Below are 22,347 nucleotides of genomic sequence, written 5' to 3'. Positions count from 1 at the left end.
CTCCCACGAGACGCTTGCTTGAGCCTTAGCCGCATCCCCGATGAAATAGCAAGGCGGCAATCGAAGACCTTGGCTATTCTAGGGGAAAGTACGGAGGCGTCACATCCCATCATGTGGATTACGCCCCGATCAGGTGAAAAATAAGGTCCCGCCGATGAGGCCTGTCCCGGTGCTCAGCAAGGTAAATCCCCTGCCAGGTTCCCAAGCCCATCCGGCCCTCGACCACCGGAATGCTCAAGGACACACCGGAAAGTACCGTTCGGATATGAGCCGGCATGTCGTCGGGGCCTTCTGCCGAGTGGACATAGCTCGCATTCCGGGGCGCCAGGCGATCGAAGGCGGTGAGCAGGTCCCGTCTAACATCCGGATCGGCATTCTCCTGGATCAGGAGCGAGGCCGAGGTGTGGCGACAGAAGACGGTCAGCAGGCCATGCCGGATGCCGGTGCCGGAGACCCAATGCGCCACCGCATCGGTGACCTCGGTCAAGCCTTGGCCCAGCGTCTCGACGCGGAGCTGGCCGCTGGCCTGCTGTGTCACGTCGCCTGCAGAGAGAGTGTCGATCCTCATCCCTTCTGCCTCTTCGCTTCCTTGTCCTGCAGCGGATAGACCTCCTTTTCGCCCCGTTCCAGGATCTTCTCCAGGGTCTCGATCCGGTCGGCCTCGGCCGCTGGCTTGTCCCAGCGGATGCGGTTGATACGGGGGAAACGCATGGCGACCCCGGATTTGTGCCGGGTCGAGCGCTGCAGCCCCTCGAAGGCCACCTCCAGCACGAGGCCCCGATCCTTGCCGTATTCCACCTCCCGAACCGGGCCGAAGCGGTTGACCGTGTGATTGCGGACATAGCGGTCGAGCCTCAAGAGCTCCTCGTCGGTAAAGCCGTGATAGGCCTTGCCGACCGGCACCAGTTCCTCGCCGCCGGGGCCGTCGCGCCAGACGCCGAAGGTGTAGTCGGAATAGAAGGACGAACGTTTTCCGTGGCCGCGCTGGCCGTACATCATCACGGCGTCGACGAGATAAGGGTCACGCTTCCACTTGTACCAGTAACCCTTGGGGCGGCCAGGGAGATAGGGGCTGTTTGCCCGCTTGATCATGCATCCCTCGATGGCATCCGCATCGGGACCGGCGCCGACGGAGGCCGGGTCGGAGCGGGCGGCGGCGAGGTCCTCCCAGCTTGAGAACGGCACCATGGGCGAGAGGTCGATGCGCGGATCGTCGATGCGGGCGACGAGAGCTTCGAGGCGTTTACGCCGCTCGGCGAAGGGGAGGGGACGCAAATCCTCCTCGCCCTCGAACAGGATGTCGTAGACCCGCAAATGCGCCGGAAACTCGGCGATGAGTTTCGGGGTCACGGCTTTCCGGTTCAGGCGCTGCTGCAGCACGTTGAAGCTCTGAACCCGGCCCTCGCGGACGATCAGCAACTCGCCGTCGATGGCGCCTTCGAAGTTCAACGCTTCGACCAGATCGGGAAAGGCGCGGGACACGTCCTCGCCGGTGCGGGAATAGATCCGCCGCACCGGACGCCCGTCGCTGCCGTGGCCGGAAGCCGCCTGGAGGCGGATGCCGTCCCATTTCCATTCCGCCAGGAACTCGTCGGCATCGAGCTTGCCAAAATCCTCGTCCTCCAGCGGGTGCGAGAGCATCGGCGGGCGAAAGGGCGCGGGATTGCTGGTCTCGGGCTTCGGCCCCTTGCCTTCGACCCAGGCGAAAAGATCCTCGTAAGGAGCCTCCAGCCCATGCCAGATCAGCTCGACCTCGTCGGGTTCGACCTGCCCAAGCTGGGCGACTGCCGTCTTGGCAAGCCGCGCTGAGACACCGACCCGCAGCTCACGCGTGATGAGCTTGATCAGCGCCCAGCGTCCGGTTTCATCCAGCGCGTCCATCCACGCAGCAACCCGCGCGGGCAGGTCGCTCTTGCCCGTGGTGGCGAGCGTCTCGATGACCTCGGTGAGGGTCGGGACATGGGGCGGCGGGTTGTTGTGGCCGGGCCCGATCTCTCCTCTCCCTTGCGGGGAGGAGTTGGAGGTGGGGGTGGTTGGACCGGGTAAGCGGCCGCTTTGAGAGGCACTGGCAGGACCGGTTGCGAAGATACTGTCCGCATCCCGTTCTGGCTTTTCGACCCCCACCCCTGCCCCTCCCCGCAAGGGGGAGGGAAGCGCCACACTCTCATGCCCCGGGGACGGCCAGATCAACGCCACGGTCTCGGCCAGATCGCCCACATAGTGATAGGACACCCGGAACAGCTCCGGATCGGTCCGCTCCTCGACAAGCCCGCGGATCAGACCAGGCTTGGCCTCCTTGAACATGAGCGCTCCGGTCATGGCGGCCAGCGCGTAGCCGCGGTCCGGGTCCGGGGTATGGCGGAAATAGTCGGTCAGCAGCCGCAGCTTCGCGTTGCGGCGCGGCTCGTAGCCGAGACGGTCGAGGAGGGCGGCGAAGCGGTTCATGCGGCGCTCCCCTCGGCCGCGGTGGCTTGCGGTTCCTCCGCCTCCTCGTCGCCGTAGCCTAGCATGTGCAGAGGTCGCGCCCTGATGCCATGGGTGGTGCACCAATGGACCAGCGCGTCCTCCTGGCCATGGGTGACCCAGACCTCGCCGGCGCCGGTCTCCTGGATCGTGCGACAGAGGTCGTCCCAATCGGAATGGTCGGAGATCACGAGGGGCAGTTCGACGCCCTTCTGCCGGGCCCGCGCCCGCACCCGCATCCAGCCGGAGGCGAAGCAGGTGACCGGATCGGGAAAGCGGCGGGACCACAGGTCCTGGATCGAGGAGGGCGGGCAGATCACGATGGCGCCGGCGAGCTTCGAGCGCTCGGCGGCCGCGACCTTCGGCGTGTCGCCCAAGGGGATGCCTTCCGACTTGTAGAGCTCGGTCAGGCGTTCCATGGCGCCGTGGAGGTAGATCGGCTTGTCGTAGCCCTCCTCGCGCAGCAGCGCCATGACGCGCTGCGCCTTGCCGAGCGCATAGGCTCCGACGATATGGGCGCGCTCGGGAAACAGTTCGACAGAATCGAGGAGCTTGCGCACCTCAAAGCGCGTGTCCGGATGGCGGAAGACCGGCAGGCCGAAGGTCGCCTCCGTGATGAAGACGTCGCAGGGCACGACCTCATAAGGAAGGCAGGTCGGGTCCTCCGCGCGCTTGTAATCGCCCGAAACGACGACGCGGGTGCCGCCGGCCTCGATGGTAATCTGCGCCGAGCCCAGCACGTGGCCGGCGGGCGTGAAGCGCACATCCACCTCGCCGATCCGCTGACTCTCGCCCAGGGGAGCCTCCTGCGTGGAGCCTGCGAAATCCGCGCCGTAGCGCACCGCCATGATGAGCAGGGTCTCCCGCGTCGCCAGGACCGAACGGTGGCCCGATCGGGCGTGATCCGAATGGCCATGGGTGATCAGTGCCCGTTTCACGGGCCGAACCGGATCGATGTGGAAGTCGCCGAGGGGACAATAGAGCCCTTGCGGGGTCTGGGTGAGGATGTCGGTGGAACGCAGCGCCATGGGATCGATATAGGATTGCCGGATGGGTAATCCGAGTCGCATTGACACTGTTCCGTCTCTCCCTCATGCCACAGCCATGTCTCCGACCACGACCGTTCGATCCACCGGCGATTTTCGCGCCGATCGCCGCTATGAATATGCCCGCGCCGCCTTCGACGAGGGCGATTTCGAGGCTGCCGCCGATCTGGCGCGGCAGGTGATCGAGCTTGCTCCGGATTTCGCGCCTGCTCAGGCCATGCTGGGGCGCTCGGCGGCCGAACTGGGGTTGCGGGATGAGGCGGTGAACGCGCTCCGTCAGGCCCTCGCGCTCGAGCCCGGGGACGCGCTGGGCGTGCGCCTCGATCTTGCGAAGCTCGGTGCGCTCGCGCCCGACGAGGCGATTACCGACGGCTATGTGCGAGCGCTGTTCGACGATTACGCGCCGAAATTCGACCGGCATCTGACCAAGAGCCTCGCCTATCGCGGTCCGGAGTTGATCGCCGATGCGCTGCGGCGCGCCTGTTCCAAGCGGATCCGGGATTATCGCTTCGGGCTGACGCTTGATCTCGGCTGCGGCACCGGGCTGATGGCGCAGGAACTCGCAGGATGCTGTGACACCATCGAAGGTGTCGACCTCTCCCCGCGCATGCTGGAGAAGGCGGAGAAAACGAAGCTCTACAATGCCCTTCACGAAGGCGAACTCGGTGCGTTCTTGAGCGGACGCCGGACGAGCGAGGCCGATCTCGTGGTGGCGGCCGACGTGTTCGTCTACATGGCGGCGCTCGATGCGGCCTTCCGCGAGGCGCATCGGGTATTGAAGCGCGAAGGACTCTTCGCCTTTACCGTCCAGGCTCACGAGGGCGAGGGTTTCGTCCTCGGCGAGGATGCGCGTTACGCCCATAGTGAGCTCTATCTGCGCAGGCTCGCGGACGACACCGGCTTTGCGACGGTGATCGTCGAGCGCGTCTCGACCCGGGAGGATCGCGGTGTACCGGTTCCCGGGCTTCTCGTGGTGCTGCAGCGCTGATTAGTACTGAGACGGCGTCGAGGGGTGCGGCGCGCTCTCGTAGCAGCCCGCCACCGATTGATCGAAATCGATCACAGAGCCGGTCATCATGCCGGATTCCGAACTGCACAGGAACGCGACGGCACGGGCCACTTCGCGCGGCTCCAACAGGCGGCCGAAGGGCTGATTCTTTACGGCGTTTTCGAGCCAGCCGTCCTGGGCCGCGTGGTAGGTCTTCATGATCCGGTCCTCGCCCGGCGTGTTCATCCAGCCGATGTTGAGCGCGTTCACGCGGATACGCCAGGGCATGAGGCTGAAGGCGGCGTTTTTGGTCAGCGTCGCGAGCGCGCCTTTCGAACCGCTATAGGCGGTGATGAAGGGCTGGCCGCCATGGGCCGACATGGACAGGATGTTGACCATCGCGCCTTGAATCTTCTCGCGCCGCATGATCTTGGCGGCTTCCTGCATCAGGAAGAACGGGGCGCGGACGTTGACCGCGAACATGCGGTCGAACAGCTCCGGGCTGGTGTCGAAGATCGTGCCGCGATCGGTGATACCGGCGGCGTTCACCAGCGCGTCGATGCGCCCGAACACGTTGTCCGCCCGCGCGGTCACCTGGCGCGCCTCCTCGACGCTTTCGAGATCGGCCTGGACGAATTCCGTGTGGCAGCCCTGTTCGGAAATCTCGCGCGCCACCGCATGTCCGCGTTCCGCGTTGCGCCCGCAGATCACGAGGCCCTTGGCACCGCGCTCGGCGAAGGTGCGGGCGATGGCCTCGCCTAATCCTTGCGTGCCTCCGGTGACAACCGCGATGGCATTCTGGAATTGGAAATCGTCGGGCATGGCGTTGGCCTTTTCATTCTCGTTGTTGGCGTTAAGCCGAACTGAAATGATCTTGAGGGAGATGGCAAGGGGTTTAGGCCCCGGCACTCACACCTTAAGCTCCTTCACCATCTCCCAGCATGCGACCGAAACGGGCCCGCTCCAGGTCTCCGCAGCTTCGACGATGTCAGCAGCATGGCGCCAGCCGCAGCGTTCATAGAAGGCGCGGGCATCGTGATTGCCGACGAGGCAAAGGAGACGAGCCCGGTCGAAGCCGCTTGCCCAGATCGCATGTTCGCTCGCCTGAAGCAGGGCACGGCCGAGGCCAAGCTTTCGCCCGGCCGGAGCGATGTAGAGTTGGCCGAGCGTGTTTCCCGCCCAGGCGGCGAAGCCCAGAAGCCGGTCTTCGGAATAGGCGGCCAATGGCTGGACGGGAAAGTTCCTCACCCGCTCGATGAAGAAGGTTTCGTCGCGAAAGGCTGCCACGCTCGGTGGCTGCAGCGGAGCCTGGGTCTCCTGCCAGACCGCATGGTAGAGCCTGCCGATCTCTTCCAGTTCATTGTGCCCGGCCGCGCGAAGTCCGTCGCCCATGGCTGTCCCTCCGGCACCCCAGTAGACGTAATGCTGTATCGGGCGTCAAGGAAGTCTCTGGCGAAAGTACCGGCGGCCCTTATGTTGAGGATACATGTTGCAAGCCTCCGCCTCCCTTCTCCCCGAAGCCTTCCATGACTGGTTCAAGCGCCGTGGCTGGGAGCCGCGGGAGCACCAGCTCGAACTCCTCGCCAAGGCGCGGCAGGGTCGCTCGGTGCTGCTCGTGGCGCCGACGGGTGCAGGCAAGACGCTTGCCGGCTTCCTGCCGAGCCTGGTGGAACTGGCGGAGAGGGGGCCGAGCCGGGGCACAGCCAAGGACGGGCGGGGGATTCACACCCTCTACATCTCGCCGCTCAAAGCCCTTGCCACCGATATCGCCCGCAATCTTGAGACGCCGGTGCAGGAGATGGCGCTTCCCGTGCGCATCGAGACGCGCACCGGCGACACGCCCTCGCACAAGCGCGCCCGGCAGATCGAGCGGCCGCCCGACATTCTTCTCACCACGCCGGAGCAGCTGGCGCTGCTTCTCGCCCATGCGGAGGCGCGGGAGTTCTTCAAGGACCTGCGGCGCGTGGTGCTGGACGAGCTGCATTCCCTCGTCACCTCGAAGCGCGGTGATCTGCTGTCGCTTGGATTGGCAAGGCTTCTGTCCATCGCCCCGCAGGCGACGGCGGTAGGGCTCTCGGCGACCGTGCGCGAGCCGGATGATTTGAGACGGTATCTGGTGGGGCGGCGGACAGCAGATTCCCTCCCCCCTTGTGGGGGAGAGGGTAGGCCAGCGCCTGACTCGGAGCCTGTCCCACCCGGCCGCACCACCCCCACCCCTAACCCTTCCCCGCAAGGGGGAGGGGAAACAACCATGGCCGATCTCGTCGTGGTCCATGGCGGCGCGCAGCCCGATATCCAGATGCTGGAGATCGACGAGCGTCTGCCGCTGGCGGGCCACACGGCCTCTCTGTCGATGCCGGCGATCTACGATCTCATTCGCACGCACAAGACCACGCTTGTTTTCGTCAACACGCGGCTGCAGGCGGAATACACGTTTCAGGAACTCTGGAAGCTCAACGACGACAACCTCGCCATCGCGCTCCATCACGGCTCGCTCGACGTATCGCAGCGCCGCCGCGTCGAAGAGGCCATGGCGGCGGGAAAACTGAAGGCGGTGGTGTGCACCGCGACGCTCGATCTCGGCATCGACTGGGGCGATGTGGATCTCGTGGTGAATGTGGGTGCACCAAAAGGCGCGTCGCGCATCATGCAGCGCATCGGCCGCTCGAACCATCGCATGGACGAACCGTCGGAGGCCTATCTCGTTCCGGCGAACCGCTTCGAAATTCTTGAGTGCCGCGCGGCACTGGATGCGGTGCACGAGGCGGCGCAGGATACGCCGGATGCGCGCATCGGCGCACTCGACGTGCTCTGCCAGCACATCCTCGGCATGGCCTGCGCCGAGCCGTTCAAGCTCGATGAATTGTATGAAGAGGTGCGCTCTGCAGCACCCTATGCCGACCTTCCTTACGAGGATTTCGAGGCCTGCGTCGCCTTCGTCGCCACCGGTGGCTATGCGCTTCGGGCCTACGAACGCTTTGCCAAGATCGTGAAGGGCAAGGACGATCTGTGGCGCGTGCGCGATGCGAGGATCGCACAGCAGTACCGGCTCAATGTCGGCACCATCGTCGAATCCACCATGATCAAGGTGCGGCTCGGCAAGACGGCGCGCTCGCGGCCCGGCACCGTGCTGCCGCGCGGACGCATCCTTGGTGAGATCGAGGAATATTTCGCCGAGACACTGACGCCCGGCGACACGTTTCTGTTTGCCGGCGAGGTGCTGCGCTTCGAAGGCATTTCCGAGGACGAGGTGCTGGTCACGCGCGCAGGCTCCGGCACCGATCCGATGATCCCGTCCTACGAGGGCGGCAAGTTTCCGCTTTCCACCTTCCTTGCCGCGCGGGTGCGCGCAATCCTCGCCGATCCCTTCGAATGGGACCGCCTGCCGCAACAGATGACGGAATGGCTGCTGCAGCAGCGCCGCCGCTCGATTCTGCCGGGGCCGCGTGACTTGCTCGTCGAAACCTTTCCGCGCGGCAACCGCTTTTACATGACCTGCTTTCCCTTCGAGGGCAGGCTCGCGCATCAGACCCTCGGCATGCTGCTGACCCGCCGCCTGGAGCGGGCGAAGCTGAAGCCTCTCGGATTTGTCGCCAATGATTACGGCATCGCCGTCTATGGCACGGGCGATATAGCGGCGCGGGCTGCACGCGATCCAACCTTCCTGGACGACCTTTTCTCCGAGGACATGCTCGGCGACGATCTCGAGGATTGGCTCGCGGAATCAGCGCTGATGAAGCGCACCTTCCGCCAATGCGCCGTGATCGCCGGGCTCATCGAGCGTCGCTTCCCGGGAGAGAAGAAGACCGGCCGGCAGGTCACGATCTCCACCGATCTCGTCTATGACGTGCTGCGCAAGCACGAGCCCGACCACGTGCTCCTGCGGGCCGCCCGGGCGGATGCGGCAACGGGACTCCTCGACGTGAGGCGCCTCGGCGTGATGCTAGAGCGCATCCGGGGGCGAATCATCCACAAGCCGCTCGACCGGGTATCTCCCTTAAGCGTGTCCGTCATGCTGGAGATCGGCCGCGAGCGCGTCTATAGCGACAACGCGGACGAGATTCTGGCCGAGGCGGAAGCGGCTCTTCTCGACGAGGCTTTGGCGTGACGGCTTTGGTTAAGAACAAACAGACAACACACGAGATCGAGCTTTCCGGGCAGCTGGCGCTTCTCGACCTGACGGGTGCGATGTATCTGCCCGCGCACGACACATTGCTTGTGGCCGATCTCCATTTCGAGAAGGGATCGTCCTTCGCCCGGCGTGGCATGATGCTGCCGCCCTACGATACCCGCGAGACCCTGATCGCCCTTTCCGATGCGGTGTTCCGCTTCAACCCGAAGACCGTCATCGCGCTCGGCGACAGCTTTCACGATATCGGCGGGCCGGATCGGCTCGGGACTGAGGAGCGCACCACTCTGACCGATGTGCAGAAGGGGCGCGAGTGGATCTGGGTCACGGGCAACCACGACCGTATCCTGCCGGAGAGTATCGGCGGTCAGGTGATCGAGGAGATGGCGCTCGGATCGCTCACCCTGCGCCATGAGCCCATGGCGGGAGAGCAGGCCGAGATCGCGGGTCACCTGCATCCGGTCGGCAAGGTGGTGATGCGTGGACGCGCCACGCGGCGGCGCTGCTTCCTCACCGATGGCAAGCGCTGCGTCATGCCAGCGCTCGGCGCTTATGCCGGCGGGCTCAACGCCTGCGATGCCGCCTTCAAGCCGCTCTTCCCAAAGGGCTTCACGGCGCATCTCATCGGCACCGAGCGCATCTTCGCCATCGCCCGGGCGATGCTTTGTAGGGATTGAGGCTCAGACCCTGCCACTGTCATTCCGGGGCGCCAAAGGCGAGCCCGGAATCCATAACTGCTGAGTTTGCAGAATTAGATCTGACTCTGCTCACCCTTCCCTGAGACCTCGTGTTTATGGATTCCGGGCTCCGCTGCGCGGCCCCGGAATGACAGTCGACTGAAAGCGCGTCTCGCCTAATCCCGCCGGAAGATCGTGTTGGCGAGCCATCCGGAGAAGAGGGCGATCACGGCCGTTGCGAGGCCGTAAGCCAGGGACCAGTCGCGGGCGATGACGCCGATCTGCTCCTCGAAGCCGGTCTTGACCAATTCGAAATGAGTTTGCGTGCGGGCCAGGATCACGGTGTCGGCAAAGAGCGTGACATCCACATCGTAATTGCCTGGCGGGGCGGTGGCCGGCAAGGCAACGCTCGCGCGAAAGATCTCGGGCGTCAGGAAGGTCACCCCGCGCTCGTCCTGGAGGTAGAGGCCTTCCTCGGCTTTGAGCCGATAAAGCGCATCCCGGAAAGGCTGGTCCGCGCCGTCGCGATGGCTCGTGAAATCGGCAGAATTGATGATGGCGTTCAGGCCGATCTTCTGGCGCCGGCGCAGCTGGTCGCTCGTGATCTCATCGATGGGCCGGGAGCTGAGAACGTTCAGATAGGCCGGTGCCGCCGGAAACTTCTGCTGAGACTGATTGATCCAGACCGGACCGAGGCGCTCCCTCTCGCGCACGGTCAGAAACTGGCGCGGGCCGCGAACGGTGACGACAATGTCGTAGCCCGTGGCGCGGGCGATCGTCTGCGCATCCCGCTCGATGGCGCCGAACACGGCGATCTGCGTGCCGGTATAGTTCGAATTGATCAGGACCCGGTGGTTCGACAGTGAGGTGATCAGGGTTTCCGCGCGCGCGGACACCATCATGCCGAGAAGGATCAGGAGGGCACTGATGATCCTCACGTGCGCGTCTCCTGCGTCGTGATGGAGAAGGGTTCCTTCGGCTCCAGCACGAGTTCGAGCCCAAAGCGCAGGCCCACCGCCAGCAGCAGGATCGCGAGCAGGAAACGGAACAGCTCGGCCCGCAGGTGGCGCCCCATCCGCGCGCCGAACTGAGCGCCGAACACACCGCCGACGATGAGCAGGATCGCCAGCACCATATCGACCGCCTGGTTCGTCACCGCATGCAGAATGAGGGCCACGAGGGTGGTGCAGACGATCTGGAACTGCGAGGTGCCCACGACCACGTTGGTCGGCACCCGGAAGATGTAGAGCAAAGTCGGCACCACGATGAAGCCGCCGCCGATGCCGAGCAGCGCGCCGGCAAAGCCGATGAACAGCGACAGCCCGACGATCGGGATGATGCTGACATAGAGCTTGGAGCGGTAGAAGCGCATGCGCAGAGGCCAGCCGAGATAGGGCGCGTGCTCGCCGGCCCGCCGCCGCAGGCGCACTGCGCCGCCCTTCCGCCGGCTCCAGAATTCCCGGATGCTCTCCTTCAGCATCAGGCTGCCCACGATGGTGAAGAGCGTCACGTAGGAGATGACGATGACGAGATCGAGCTGGCCGGCCCGTCGCGCGGCCGCGAAGAACCAGACGCCGAGCGCCGAGCCGACAAAACCTCCGGCCACCAAGATGGCGCCGAGCTTATGGTCGAGGGCGTTGCGGCGAAGCGCCCCGAGGACGCTGGTGGTGGAGGAGGCGACGATCTGGGCCGACTGAGTCGCCACCGCGACGGCCGGGGGAATGCCGAGGAAGATCAGGAGCGGGGTCATGAGAAAGCCGCCGCCGATGCCGAACAGTCCGGATATGAAGCCTACCGCCGCACCCATCCCCAGAATGAGAAGAACGCTCACAGGCATCTCAGCGATCGGCAAATAGATTTGCAACCCGGTTCCCCCAATGGCCGGTGCAGCCACGTTGTTGTTACAGCATCATGCAGGCGGTGTAACGGTCATGTTCTGAACGGAAGATGACAATGCCTGCGAGATTTCAACTCCGGTCGCCCGATGTTCGATCCAGAGCGGCTGTCCGGCCTTGAGCGGTCATCGGCGGCTTGTTGGCAATGGGGTCGACAGCCCTCGGGCGCCAGAGTTCGAGGGCGGCCTTGGCGGCCTTCAGCTCGGCCGGGCCCAGTCGTCCGGCCAGGTCGTCGCGCTTCTGGGCAGCCTCCGCGTCTCCCTGGGTCGCCGCGAGGGAGAACCACTGGAAGGCCTTGGCCCGGTCGGGCTTCGCTCCGATGCCACGGGCGAGAAGGATGCCCATGTTGAACTGGCTGTCGCGGAAGCCGGCTTCGGCGGCCTCGCCGAACCAGCGCATGGCCGCGGCGTAATCCGGCTTCCCGCTCTTGCCGGAGGCGAGGAGGGTGGCGAGGTTGTGCATGGCGCGAATGTTGCCGCCCAGAGCCGCACGCTCGTACCAGAACGTGGCCTGCTTGAGATCGAGCGGAACGCCGTCTCCCTTTTCGCGCATCATGGCGAGCCGTTCCTGGGCCGGAGGGAGACCGGCCTGGGAGGCGCGCTCGAACAGACGTGCTGCGGCGCTCACGTCCTTTGTCATGCCGTGTCCCTCGGCGGCTCGGGATGCGATCTCGTAGAGCACCATCGCGTCGCCGGAGAGAGCCGCGTGCTGCAGCGATGCCGGGGTATCCGTCGGAATGCCGTCGATGGTCGCGGGATCGACGAGAAATTGCCCGGTCGCCAGCGGATCGGCCGCGATGGATCCGGTAGCGAAGGTGGACGATTGGAAGATGTTCTTCTCGTCGGTCAGAGAACCGCTGCCGGCTTCTTCGCCGGGCTTCGCCTCCGCGGGTTTCGCCGGTTCCTGTCGCGCGCTGGCCGGCGCCGGAGGCAGATCATGCGGGTTCCGCGCGATGGACAGGATCTGGTAGGTGCCGGCGGTCAGGATCAGGAATGCGAGCCCGAGGAGGAGAGGGCGGCGCCGGCTGTCGAGGCTCCGGCGCAGGCGCTCGAACAGGGACGAGGCGGGAGATATGGGCTCTTCAGCCTCCAGCAGCTCGGCTTCGTCCGCAGATTCCGCCTCCATCAGAGGCGTCGGGGATGCCGATGGCACCGGGTCCAGTGCCGCACTCTGTGCCGCCCTTCTGGCTGCGGCGATGAAGCTGGCACGCATGGTGCCGAGGCCGGATTCCGGAGTCGTTTCAACGACCGGAACCTTCGGTGCTTCGTGAGAGGCCGTGTCTGAAGCAAGGGGCGCGACCTCTTCGATCTGCGACAGGGTGGCGGCATGAAGTCTGCGCACAGCCGCTTCGAGACGGTCCGCCGGGGGCAACGGATCGGCCGGCAGCGGCGGAACAGCGTTGCTCGTCCCGGTGATGGACGACGTGCTTTCCTTCGGCAGACGGACGGTGAGCGACTCCAGAGCATCATGAACGGCCCGCAGGGTTTCCTGCGTTTTCTTGTCGGACCGGCTATGCATTGCCTTCAGTTCGACAACGCCATGCTTGAGAGCGTCGAGATCTCCCGAACCCGGCAGGGAGGGACGGATATCGTTCAGCGCGGTCCGGGCGGCGTGTTCGGCAATGCCGACGGCCTCATCCCGAAGGTTCTTGAGATGCCCGGTCGCCTCGGTGAGAGCCGTATGCAGAGCTTCTCCGGGCATCTGCTCGAAATGCTTGGTCAGGGCCATGACCTGCCGTTCGAGCGCATCGAAGCCTGCCGGTTGAGGCGGCGTGCGTTCGAGTTTCTCGTCGATGGAGCGCAGCATCTGCGCCATGCTGGAGGTGTCGGACTGTCGGCCAAGTTCGCGCAGCTCCTGCTCGATGCGGTCGAACCGCTGCATCAGGGGCTCATGGGAGGACGCCTCCCGCTCTGCGACGGCCTCGATCCGCGAGGACAGGCGCTCGATGGTGCCGGTCAATGCCTCGCCGCCCTCAGAACGGCTTTCCGACAGGCTCGCCATACGCTCGGTCAGGAGCGCGAGCTGTTCGCTGACCGGGGTGAGATCGGCCGGGGCCGGTTCGGGGCGGCGGGCGAGGAGCTCGATGCGTCGGCTTAAGGTCTCCAGCTGCTCGGGAATCTTGCTCGTCTCCTGCGCCGTGGCGGAGACGTAGAGGGCCGAGCAGACATCATCGAGGGAGGTCTTCAAGGCAGTGAAGTCGCTCTTGCTCACCTGATGCAGGCGAAGCTCCGAGACCTGGCGGCCGAGGATCTCGATGTCGTCGGAGAGCCGGGCGATCTGCTGCGGCTCGGCCCGGTGTGCCAGATCCTGGCGCATGTCGACGATCTGGCTGCTGAGGAAATCGACGACGGAGCGGTCGATTCCGGTCTTGGCCACCGCGTCGATCTTATGCTTGATGAGATCGATCTCATGGCCAATCCGCCGGTACAGGTCTTCGCCCACCTCTCCCGAGAGAGATTGAATCTGTTCGTAGAGAACGGTGATGGAGCCTGCGAGGGTGCGCAGATCCTTGGTCGTCGGTCCCTGTTCGAGATCCTTGGCGATCGAGCCGAGAGCGGCATCGAGGGCTGCGATCTCCTCTCGGGTTGCCAGGCCTTCGATGCCGGAGCGGAGGCCCTCGATCTCGGTGCGGATCGTCTCCACGGCCGGTGCAAGCCCTGGAGCCGGCTGTTCCAGATGGGTGGCGAGACGCGACATGTCGGCCCGCAGACCGACGAGCGTTTCGGAAACGGGGGCGAGCGCCTTGAGCGCCTCCTCCATCGGAAATTCGATGCGCGGCGGAGCGGCCCGTTCCGAGGCGACTTGGCGCTCCACCGTGTCGAGGCGTTCCTTCAGGGATGACAGGGCCTGGGACAGCACCACGGCGATCCGGTCCTGCTGGTCCGCCGAGCCGCGCGCCGCGTCGTTCAATCGGATTTCGGCCTGCTCGATCCAGCTCGCCATGGATTCGAGCGCAACCGCTGTGCGGGAGGACTGGTCCTGCGCTTGGCGTTCGCTCTCGGCCGCTATGGCGGCCATGAGGGCGTCGTAATCCCGCCTCTGTTGCGGACGGGGCGCGGACGACATCCGGGCGATCAGGCTGTCGAGGTCGCTGCCGGCCTTCCGGCGCGGGGGCGTGGGTCTCTCCTGTATCTCGTCGAGCACGGTCGCGACCCATTCCTCAAGGCTCATGCCGGCCCGGCGAGCCGCCGCGGTAATCAGCTCGCGGGCGTCGAGGTCCAGGTCGTCAGGTCTCGAGAAGACGTGTCGTCTCATGATGGGGCTCGCGGGGATACGCGTGAACTCATGAAGGCTGACACGGCCCCGTGCCGATGCCCGCCTGACGGGTGTGAGGCCTGAAAGAGGCGAATCACGACGCTCCCAGTCCCTTCATCCGACCCGCAACTTTTGTCCGGCGTAGTAAAAAACCCGTTAAACAGAGGGGATTTAGAGGCAAGCAGTGCCCGGAAATTGGGCATCTTCCCCTTAGTTATGTGCGAAGCGGCACATTCCTCCGTCTCTGGGGCATGGAGCCTATGCAACACTCTTGCAAGTTAAGAAATTTATGTTCTATTATTTCGTTACCGAAGGGGAAGTGCTCAGGGCGCTGAACCCAAAAGAGAAAATGATGGGGCAGTCCATGGATCAGCTTGCAGGCGCCACCCATGCCGGTGACACCGGAGAGGGCGCGAAATTTTACACGATAGGCGATCTCGCACGCGAGTTCGGAGTGACCCTCCGCACCCTACGCTTCTATGAGGACCGGGGCCTTCTCGCCCCGCGTCGGGATGGGACGGCGCGCATCTACGATGTCCGCGACCGCGAGCGTCTCTCCGTCATCCTCAAGGGTAAGCAGCTCGGTTTCACACTGACCGAGATCCGCGCCATGGTGGCCGAGGAGCGCTCGGGCAATGGGGCGGCCATGAACCTCAAGCTCTCGCTCGACCAGATCGAGGACCAGATCCGTCATCTCGAGCAGCAGAAGGTCGAGATCGAGGAGGCTCTGGCCGAGCTTCAGTCTCGGCGTGCCGGCCTCGCGGCCGCTGCCTGAGCGGCGTTTCCTCAAAAACTCCGGATTCCACAGCGCCCATCCGCTGGCAGGCGATTTGCCTGCTGCCGGGTGGGCGTTGCCGTTTGCTGGTGCAGGCCCTCAAAGGTTAAGTCTCCGAGGGATATGAGCGCGGCTTGGCCGGAAATCGGCTGCCCTTGGTTCCACCAAAGATTTCCCGCCCTACCTCTTTCCAAAACGGCGAGATAGTTTATATGTGAACTATCTACTTGGCCGGCGTTCTTCCCTTGGGGAAGTTTTGATGCCGGTATCCGATCTGGGAGAGTCCGAATGCCGGTCTACAAGGCCCCCGTCGAAGACGTCATGTTCCTCCTGAACGACGTGTTCCCGATTGAGCGTCACAACAATCTGCCTGGGTTTGCCGATGCGACGCCCGATACGGTGGAGGCGATCCTCGCCGAGGGTGCCAAGCTCTGCGAGGAGGTGTTCGCACCGCTGAACCTTTCAGGCGACCAGGAGGGCTGCACCCGCAACGCGGACGGCTCGGTAACGACGCCGAAGGGCTTCAGGCAAGCCTACGAGGCTTATGCCGCCGGCGGCTGGATGGGCCTTGCCGCGCCGGAGGAGTTCGGCGGCCAGGGGTTGCCTTCGGTCCTGAACACGGTCATGCAGGAATTCATCTCCGCGGCGAATCTCGCGCTCGGCATGTATCCGGGCCTGACACAAGGTGCCATCGCGGCACTCCTGGTGCACGGCACCGAGGAGCAGAAGAAAACCTATCTGCCGAAGATGATCGAAGGCGCCTGGACCGGCACCATGAACCTCACCGAGCCTCATTGCGGCACGGATCTGGGTCTCCTCAAGACCAAGGCAGTGCCGAACGGCGACGGGTCATACTCCATCTCCGGCACCAAGATCTTCATCTCCGCCGGCGAGCACGACATGGTGGACAACATCGTCCATCTGGTGCTTGCCCGCATCGAGGGCGCACCCGCCGGCACGAAGGGAATTTCGCTCTTCGTGGTGCCGAAATTCCTCGTGAAGGAGGACGGCTCGCTCGGCGAGCGCAACGGCGTCTCCTGCGGCTCGCTCGAGCACAAGATGGGTATTCACGGCAACGCCACCTGCGTGATGAACTACGACGGTGCCAAGGGCTGGCTCATCGGCGAGGCCAATCGCGGGCTCAACGCCATGTTCGTGATGATGAACGAGGCGCGCCTCGCCGTCGGTGTTCAGGGTCTGTCGCAATCCGAGGTCGCGTATCAGAACGCTGTGGCCTACGCCAAAGATCGCCTGCAGGGCCGTGCGCTCACCGGAGCGAAGTTTCCCGACAAGCCGGCCGATCCGATCATCGTGCATCCGGACGTGCGCCGCACGCTGCTCTCCATCAAGGCCGTCAACGAGGCGGGCCGTGCGCTCATCGTCTGGTCGGGTCTCAACAGCGACGTCGCGCATCGCTCGTCCGACGAGGCGCAGCGTCAGGTTGCCGATGATTACATGGGCCTGATGACGCCGGTGGTGAAAGGCGTGCTCACCGATCTCGGCTTCGACAATGCCGTCAAGGCGCAGCAGATGTTCGGCGGCCATGGCTATATCGAGGAATCGGGCATGTCGCAGTTCGTGCGCGATGCCCGCATCGCCATGATCTACGAGGGCGCCAACGGCATCCAGGCCATGGATCTCGTCGGCCGCAAGCTCGGCAAGGATGGCGGGCGCGCCGTCATGACCTTCTTCAACGAGGTCGGCGCCTTCTGCCAGGAAAACGCAGGCGACGAGAATCTGAAGGTCTACATCGCGCCGCTGCAGCAGGGCCTCGGCCACCTGCAGCAGGCGACCATGTGGTTCATGCAGAACGCGATGGCGAAGCCCGACAACGCAGGCGCCGGCGCCACCGACTACATGCATCTCTTCGGCCTCGTGGTGATGGGCTACATGTGGGCCAAGATGGCGAAGGCTGCGCAGGCGAAGAAGGCTGAAGGAAACGGCGTTGCGGACAGGATGGACGCCAAGCTCCTGACCGGTCGCTTCTTCATGGAGCGCCTTATGCCCGAGACAGCCACGCGCCTTGCCCGCATCACCACCGGCGCGGACACGACCATGGCACTGCCGGCGGAAGCATTCTGACAACACGCGGCATCCCGGCCGAAGGGCCGGGATCGCACGACGAGTAAAGCACTCTATTCTGATAACGATCCCGGATCGCTTTCGCGTCCGGGATGACAGCATGACCGGGAGGCCTCCATGGCTGAAGCCTATATCTACGATGCCGTTCGCACCCCGCGCGGACGCGGCAAGCCGGACGGTTCGCTGCACGAGGTGCCGGCGGTCGATCTCGCCGTGACGGCGCTCGATGCGATCCGCAAGCGCAACGATCTCGATCCGATGCTGGTCGAGGACGTGGTGCTCGGCTGTGTCGATCCCATCGGCGAGGCTGGCGGCGACATTGCGCGCGCGGCGGCACTGAAGGCCGGCTTCGGCAAGGAAGTTCCCGGCGTGCAGATCAACCGCTTCTGCGCCTCGGGCTTGGACGCCGTGAATCTCGCGGCCGCGCAGGTGATGTCGGGCATGAAGGACATCGCCATCGGCGGCGGTGTCGAATCCATGAGCCGCATCGGCATGGGCGCTTCCGGCGGCGCCTGGCCGGTCGATCCCGGTCTCGCCATTCCCACCTATTTCCTGCCGCAGGGCATCTCGGCGGATCTGATCGCGACGAAATACGGCTTCTCACGCGACGATGTCGACGCCTATGCGGTCGAGTCGCAGAAGCGCGCAGCAAAAGCATGGGACGATGGGCGCTTTGCCAAATCCGTCGTGCCGGTGAAGGATGTGAATGGCCTCACGATCCTGGCGAAAGACGAGCACATGCGGCCGCAGACCGACATGCAGTCCCTCGGCCAGCTCAAGGCCGCCTTTGTGCAGATGGGCGAGATGGGCGGCTTCGATGCCGTGGCCACCGCCGCGCACCCTGATGTGGAATTCGTCAATCATGTGCACCATGCCGGCAACTCGTCCGGCATCGTCGACGGTGCCGCCGCCGTGCTCGTCGGCAACAAGGAGGGCGGCGCGAAGGCCGGCCTGACACCTCGCGCGCGCATCAAGGGCTTTGCCTCCATCGGCTCCGATCTCGCACTCATGCTCACCGGCCCCATCGATGTGTCGGAGCTTGCCTTGCGCAAGGCCGGCATGACGAAGGATGACATCGATCTCTTCGAGATCAACGAGGCCTTCTCGTCGGTGGTGCTGCGCTACATGCAGGCGCTCGATCTCGACCCGGCGAAGGTCAACGTGAATGGCGGTGCCATCGCCATGGGCCATCCGCTCGGCGCGACAGGTGCCATGATCCTCGGCACCGTGCTCGACGAGCTGGAGCGCACCAACAAGCAGACGGCCCTGATCACCCTGTGCGTCGCCGCCGGCATGGGCACGGCCGCGATCATCGAGCGGGTTTAATTTCACTGTCATCCCGGGGCCGCGGAGCGGAACCCGGGATCGTAAGACCAGAAATCGGATAACGATCCCGGCTCTTCGCTTCGCTCCGGCCGGGATGACGGGAACCCTCCCGGGAGGACATGATGACGAACTTCACCAATTTCCGCTTCGAGGTTGACGCCGACGGAATCGCGCTCGCGACCTGGGACATGCCCGGCCGTTCTATGAACGTGATCACCCCCGAGGTGATGGGCGAGTTGGAACAGATCATCGAAAAGGTCGCCGGCGACGAGGCCATCAAGGGCTGCGTCATCACCTCCGGCAAGGAGGCTTTTTCGGGCGGCGCCGATCTCACCATGCTCCAGGGGCTCGGCGCCGAATACGGGCGTCTTGCGAAGGAGAAGGGCGAAGAGGCTGCGATGCAGTTCTTCTTCGAGGAATCGCGCAAGCTCTCGCTGCTCTATCGCCGTCTCGAGACCAGCGGCAAGCCGTTTGCCGCAGCCATCCATGGCGTATGCCTCGGCGGCGCTTTTGAACTCGCGCTCGCCTGTCATTTCCGCGTGCTCTCGGACGTGGATTCCACCCGCGTCGGCCTGCCGGAGGTGAAGGTCGGGCTCTTCCCCGGCGCGGGCGGCACGCAGCGCGTGGCGCGCCTGATGCAGACGGGCGATGCCCTGCAGATGCTGTTCAAGGGCGAACAGATCCGCCCGCTGATGGCGCGCAACATGGGTCTTGCCCATGCGGTCGCGCCGCGCGACCAGATCGTGCAGACGGCGAAGGACTGGATCAAGCAAGGCGGTTCGGCCGTCGCGCCCTGGGACCAGAAGGGCTACAAGCTGCCTTCCAATAAGGTCTATTCCGCCGCGGGCATGCAGATCTGGCCACCGGCCAACGCGATCTACCGTCGCGAGACGCAGGACAATTACCCGGCGATCCGCGCGATCCTCGAATCCGTCTATCAGGGTCTGCAGCTGCCGATGGATCTCGCCTTGAAGGTGGAGTCGCGCTGGTTCGCCAAGATCCTGCGCTCGAAGGAAGCGGCGGCCATGATCCGCACGCTCTTCATCTCCATGCAGGATTTGAATAAGGGCGCTCGCCGTCCGAAGGACGTACCGCCGACGAACCTGAAAAAGGTCGGCGTCGTCGGCGCGGGCTTCATGGGGGCGAGCGTCGCCTACGTGACGGCCAATGCGGGCCTTGAGGTCGTGCTCATCGACCGCGACATGGAATCGGCCGAGAAGGGCAAGGCGCATTCGCACAAGCTCATGTCCGACCAGATCATGAAGGGACGCGCCAAGACGGCGGACCGCGATGCGCTGCTCGCGCGTATCACGCCTTCTGCCGATTACGGCGACCTGAAGGATTGCGATCTCGTCATCGAGGCCGTGTTCGAGGATCCCAAGGTGAAGGCCGAAGTGATCCAGAAGGTGGAGGCGGCGATCCGCCCGGATTGCATCTTTGCCTCCAACACATCGACCCTGCCGATCTCGGGGCTCGCCCAGCAATCGAAGAATGCTGGTCAGTTCATCGGCATCCATTTCTTCTCGCCGGTCGAGAAGATGATGCTGGTCGAGGTCATCATGGGCAAAGAAACCGGCGACAAGGCGCTCGCCGCCGCGCTCGATTATGTGCGCCTGATCAAGAAGACGCCGATCGTCGTCAACGATTCACGCGGCTTCTTCGCCAATCGGTGCGTGCTCGCCTATATCCTCGAAGGTCATCTCATGTTCACCGAGGGCCTGCCGGCGGCGATGATCGAGCAGGCGGGCCGGCAGGCGGGCATGCCGGTCGGTCCGTTGTCGCTCAACGACGAGGTCGGCGTCGATCTCGGCCTCAAGATCCTGCGCGCCACGAAGGCGCAGCTGGGTGAGACCGCCATCATTCCGCAGCAGGAAGAACTGCTCACGACGCTGGTGGAGAAGGAAGGGCGCCTCGGTCGCAAGAACCGCAAAGGGTTCTACGATTATCCGGAAGGTGGCCAGAAGCATCTCTGGCTGGGCTTGAAGGATCTTCAGACGAAGCATGTGGAGCCCGAGTTCGTCGACATGCAGGAGTTGAAGCAGCGCCTGCTCGTCACGCAGGCTCTGGAGGCGGCGCGCACTTTCGAGGAGGGCGTGATCACCGATCCGCGCGAGGCGGATGTCGGCTCCATCCTCGGCTTCGGTTTCGCGCCCTATACGGGCGGCGCGCTCTCCTACATCGACTTCATGGGCGCGAAGGTTTTTGTGGAGCTGTGCAAGAACCTGCAGGCCAAGCACGGCGACCGCTTCGCGCCGCCGAAGATCCTTCTCGACATGGCTTCGAGCGGCGACACCTTCTACGGCCGCGCCGCTGGGACGAAGAAGGCGGCGTGAGCCAACGTTGTCATCCCGGACGGCGAAGCCGATCCGGGATCGCGAGGGAAAGAGCGCTGACAGGCCCTCTCCCCCTTGTGGGGGAGAGATGGAGAGGGGGTGTGAGCGATAGCCTATCCGTGTATGGCGCCAGCACCCCCCTCCCTAGCCCTCCCCCACAAGGGGGGAGGGGAATAGCGTCCCTCTTGTCCCACGATCCCGGATCTTCGCTTTGCTCCGTCCGGGATGACGGTATGGTGTCGACGTTGGAAATCGGGACGACCTCAAGGAGCCTTTCCATGGAATCGCACTTTGCCATGATGGCGGGCTACAATGCCTGGTGCAACGAGCGCATCTACGATGCGGCCGCGCAATTATCCGATGCGGATTACCGTGCGGATCGCGGGGCGTTCTTCAAGTCGGTTCACGGCACCCTCAACCATCTCCTCGTCGCCGACCGCATCTGGCTGAAGCGCTTCTCTGGACAAGGCGAGGCGCCGAACCGGCTCGATGCGATCCTGTTCGAGAATCTCGACGAGCTTCGGGCCGCGCGCGAGAAGGAGGATGAGCGGATCGTCGCCTATATCGACAGCCTGTCCGATGCCGATTTGGCTGGACGCATCCGGTACCGGACGATCACGAACCCGATGGAGATCGAGCAGCCGCTGGCACCGGCCCTGACCCATTTCTTCAACCATCAGACCCATCATCGCGGACAGGTCCATTGCCTGTTGACAGGCTTCGGGCTTGAGGGGCCGTCGCTGGATCTCATCCTGTTCCAACGTCAGAGCGGAATGGGCCTCTCATGAACCTGTGGCTGCGTGTCCTTCACCTGATCATCGCATCCTTCTTCCGACCGAGGCTCGATCCGGCGCGGGACGTGTCGCGCTTAGAGTTCCGCGTCTGGCCGCACGATCTCGATACGTCTCTGCACATGAACAACGGGCGCTACTGGACGCTCATGGATCTCGGCCGCACTGACATCATGATCCGCTCCGGCCTGTGGCGGCCCATCCTCAAGCACGGCTGGGTGCCGGTGGTGGGCGCGGGGCAGATCCGGTTCCGGCGGGAGCTTAAGGCTTTTCGCATCTTCACGCTTGAGACTCGCATTCTCACCTGGTCCGAGGGCCATGTGGTGATGGAGCATCGACTACTATCCGAATCCAAGGACGGCAGCCCCATTCTCAACGCCATCGCTCTGGTCCGGGCCGGGCTCTATGACCGCAAGGAGCGGCGCTTCGTTTCCATGGATCGCCTGCTTGGGGAGATCGGCATCGAGGCAAAGGCACCGGCTGCTGCCCCTGAGGTCGCGGCTTTTCTCATGGCCGAAGAGACGTTGAAGAGCGCCGCCTGATGGTCCAAGGTGGGGCCGACGCCGTTTTAGGCCTGAACAACCCCG

Annotated in this window: 17 protein-coding genes; 9 read left to right on the top strand and 8 right to left on the bottom strand. The window is 64.5% G+C overall.

The annotated features are described in order from the left end of the window. Window positions 1-118 precede the first annotated feature (118 nt). The 3 genes from JO965_RS21525 to JO965_RS21515 are packed head-to-tail and all read right to left on the bottom strand — an operon-like array spanning window position 119 to window position 3,491. A complete protein-coding gene (locus JO965_RS21525; RefSeq protein WP_203441025.1) occupies window positions 119-568 on the bottom strand; it encodes a secondary thiamine-phosphate synthase enzyme YjbQ in 450 nt (149 codons plus the stop codon). After that, on the bottom strand, window positions 565-2,445 hold the full coding sequence (locus JO965_RS21520; protein ID WP_203441024.1) for a cisplatin damage response ATP-dependent DNA ligase: 1,881 nt from the start codon (window positions 2,443-2,445) through the stop codon (window positions 565-567). The genes JO965_RS21525 and JO965_RS21520 overlap by 4 nt, the downstream gene beginning before the upstream one ends. Beyond that, window positions 2,442-3,491 (bottom strand): ligase-associated DNA damage response exonuclease, encoded by a 1,050-nt coding sequence (locus tag JO965_RS21515; protein ID WP_203444301.1) that lies wholly within the window; start codon window positions 3,489-3,491, stop codon window positions 2,442-2,444. The genes JO965_RS21520 and JO965_RS21515 overlap by 4 nt, the downstream gene beginning before the upstream one ends. A gap of 76 nt (window positions 3,492-3,567) precedes the next feature. On the opposite strand from JO965_RS21515, the gene JO965_RS21510 reads away from it, so the two are divergent. Further along, the gene (locus JO965_RS21510) at window positions 3,568-4,497 is read left to right on the top strand and encodes a class I SAM-dependent methyltransferase (protein ID WP_203441023.1); all 930 of its coding nucleotides are present in this window, start codon (window positions 3,568-3,570) and stop codon (window positions 4,495-4,497) included. On the opposite strand, the gene JO965_RS21505 is transcribed toward JO965_RS21510, so the two are convergent. Together JO965_RS21505 and JO965_RS21500 are read right to left on the bottom strand one after the other, a co-directional pair. Continuing rightward, the gene (locus JO965_RS21505; protein WP_203444300.1) at window positions 4,498-5,319 is read right to left on the bottom strand and encodes an SDR family oxidoreductase; all 822 of its coding nucleotides are present in this window, start codon (window positions 5,317-5,319) and stop codon (window positions 4,498-4,500) included. A gap of 87 nt (window positions 5,320-5,406) precedes the next feature. Continuing rightward, window positions 5,407-5,889 carry a GNAT family N-acetyltransferase gene (locus tag JO965_RS21500; RefSeq protein ID WP_203441022.1) on the bottom strand — a complete coding sequence of 161 codons (483 nt, stop codon included), beginning with the start codon at window positions 5,887-5,889 and terminating at the stop codon, window positions 5,407-5,409. Between the two features lie 94 nt (window positions 5,890-5,983). Between JO965_RS21500 and JO965_RS21495 the strand changes: the two genes are divergently transcribed. Both JO965_RS21495 and pdeM read left to right on the top strand, forming a co-directional pair. Further along, window positions 5,984-8,605 carry a ligase-associated DNA damage response DEXH box helicase gene (locus JO965_RS21495; RefSeq protein ID WP_203441021.1) on the top strand — a complete coding sequence of 874 codons (2,622 nt, stop codon included), beginning with the start codon at window positions 5,984-5,986 and terminating at the stop codon, window positions 8,603-8,605. After that, window positions 8,602-9,303, top strand: coding sequence for a ligase-associated DNA damage response endonuclease PdeM (gene pdeM, locus JO965_RS21490; protein WP_203441020.1), 702 nt, complete (start codon window positions 8,602-8,604; stop codon window positions 9,301-9,303). The genes JO965_RS21495 and pdeM overlap by 4 nt, the downstream gene beginning before the upstream one ends. A 176-nt stretch (window positions 9,304-9,479) precedes the next feature. Here pdeM and JO965_RS21485 read toward each other — a convergent pair whose 3' ends face one another. The 3 genes from JO965_RS21485 to JO965_RS21475 form a co-directional block, all read right to left on the bottom strand. Continuing rightward, on the bottom strand, window positions 9,480-10,241 hold the full coding sequence (locus JO965_RS21485) for a TIGR02186 family protein (protein ID WP_203441019.1): 762 nt from the start codon (window positions 10,239-10,241) through the stop codon (window positions 9,480-9,482). Beyond that, window positions 10,238-11,167, bottom strand: a complete 930-nt coding sequence (locus tag JO965_RS21480; protein WP_203441018.1) for a sulfite exporter TauE/SafE family protein — start codon at window positions 11,165-11,167, stop codon at window positions 10,238-10,240. Before JO965_RS21480 ends, JO965_RS21485 begins: the two co-directional genes overlap by 4 nt. Window positions 11,168-11,270: 103 nt before the next feature. Next, on the bottom strand, window positions 11,271-14,453 hold the full coding sequence (locus JO965_RS21475; RefSeq protein ID WP_203441017.1) for an SEL1-like repeat protein: 3,183 nt from the start codon (window positions 14,451-14,453) through the stop codon (window positions 11,271-11,273). Window positions 14,454-14,817: 364 nt separating this feature from the next. Here JO965_RS21475 and JO965_RS21470 point away from each other — a divergent pair, with 364 nt between their 5' ends. From JO965_RS21470 to JO965_RS21445, 6 genes are all read left to right on the top strand, one after another. Further along, window positions 14,818-15,228: a MerR family DNA-binding transcriptional regulator gene (locus JO965_RS21470; protein ID WP_203441016.1), complete on the top strand. Its 411-nt coding sequence runs from the start codon at window positions 14,818-14,820 to the stop codon at window positions 15,226-15,228. 288 nt (window positions 15,229-15,516) lie between these two features. Beyond that, the gene (locus JO965_RS21465; RefSeq protein ID WP_203441015.1) at window positions 15,517-17,310 is read left to right on the top strand and encodes an acyl-CoA dehydrogenase C-terminal domain-containing protein; all 1,794 of its coding nucleotides are present in this window, start codon (window positions 15,517-15,519) and stop codon (window positions 17,308-17,310) included. A 117-nt stretch (window positions 17,311-17,427) separates the two neighbouring features. Continuing rightward, window positions 17,428-18,636 (top strand): acetyl-CoA C-acetyltransferase, encoded by a 1,209-nt coding sequence (locus JO965_RS21460; RefSeq protein WP_203441014.1) that lies wholly within the window; start codon window positions 17,428-17,430, stop codon window positions 18,634-18,636. Window positions 18,637-18,758: 122 nt separating this feature from the next. After that, the gene (locus tag JO965_RS21455) at window positions 18,759-20,969 is read left to right on the top strand and encodes an FAD-dependent oxidoreductase (RefSeq protein WP_203444299.1); all 2,211 of its coding nucleotides are present in this window, start codon (window positions 18,759-18,761) and stop codon (window positions 20,967-20,969) included. 278 nt (window positions 20,970-21,247) lie between these two features. Next, window positions 21,248-21,757, top strand: coding sequence for a DinB family protein (locus tag JO965_RS21450; RefSeq protein ID WP_203441013.1), 510 nt, complete (start codon window positions 21,248-21,250; stop codon window positions 21,755-21,757). Next, a complete protein-coding gene (locus tag JO965_RS21445) occupies window positions 21,754-22,302 on the top strand; it encodes a thioesterase family protein (RefSeq protein ID WP_203441012.1) in 549 nt (182 codons plus the stop codon). The genes JO965_RS21450 and JO965_RS21445 overlap by 4 nt, the downstream gene beginning before the upstream one ends. Window positions 22,303-22,347: the final 45 nt, after the last annotated feature.

The sequence above is a fragment of the Microvirga sp. VF16 genome (assembly GCF_016864375.1).
Classification (GTDB): domain Bacteria; phylum Pseudomonadota; class Alphaproteobacteria; order Rhizobiales; family Beijerinckiaceae; genus Microvirga.
This window is presented reverse-complemented; position numbering and strand designations above follow the sequence as displayed.

Bases quoted from the DNA above. Each gene is read 5' to 3' on its own strand.
- JO965_RS21525 (WP_203441025.1), bottom strand. From the start codon at position 568: ATGAGGATCGACACTCTCTCTGCAGGCGACGTGACACAGCAGGCCAGC.
- JO965_RS21520 (WP_203441024.1), bottom strand. From the start codon at position 2,445: ATGAACCGCTTCGCCGCCCTCCTCGACCGTCTCGGCTACGAGCCGCGC.
- JO965_RS21515 (WP_203444301.1), bottom strand. From the start codon at position 3,491: ATGGCGCTGCGTTCCACCGACATCCTCACCCAGACCCCGCAAGGGCTC.
- JO965_RS21510 (WP_203441023.1), top strand. From the start codon at position 3,568: ATGTCTCCGACCACGACCGTTCGATCCACCGGCGATTTTCGCGCCGAT.
- JO965_RS21505 (WP_203444300.1), bottom strand. From the start codon at position 5,319: ATGCCCGACGATTTCCAATTCCAGAATGCCATCGCGGTTGTCACCGGA.
- JO965_RS21500 (WP_203441022.1), bottom strand. From the start codon at position 5,889: ATGGGCGACGGACTTCGCGCGGCCGGGCACAATGAACTGGAAGAGATC.
- JO965_RS21495 (WP_203441021.1), top strand. From the start codon at position 5,984: ATGTTGCAAGCCTCCGCCTCCCTTCTCCCCGAAGCCTTCCATGACTGG.
- JO965_RS21475 (WP_203441017.1), bottom strand. From the start codon at position 14,453: ATGAGACGACACGTCTTCTCGAGACCTGACGACCTGGACCTCGACGCC.
- JO965_RS21470 (WP_203441016.1), top strand. From the start codon at position 14,818: ATGGATCAGCTTGCAGGCGCCACCCATGCCGGTGACACCGGAGAGGGC.
- JO965_RS21465 (WP_203441015.1), top strand. From the start codon at position 15,517: ATGCCGGTCTACAAGGCCCCCGTCGAAGACGTCATGTTCCTCCTGAAC.
- JO965_RS21460 (WP_203441014.1), top strand. From the start codon at position 17,428: ATGGCTGAAGCCTATATCTACGATGCCGTTCGCACCCCGCGCGGACGC.
- JO965_RS21455 (WP_203444299.1), top strand. From the start codon at position 18,759: ATGACGAACTTCACCAATTTCCGCTTCGAGGTTGACGCCGACGGAATC.
- JO965_RS21450 (WP_203441013.1), top strand. From the start codon at position 21,248: ATGGAATCGCACTTTGCCATGATGGCGGGCTACAATGCCTGGTGCAAC.
- JO965_RS21445 (WP_203441012.1), top strand. From the start codon at position 21,754: ATGAACCTGTGGCTGCGTGTCCTTCACCTGATCATCGCATCCTTCTTC.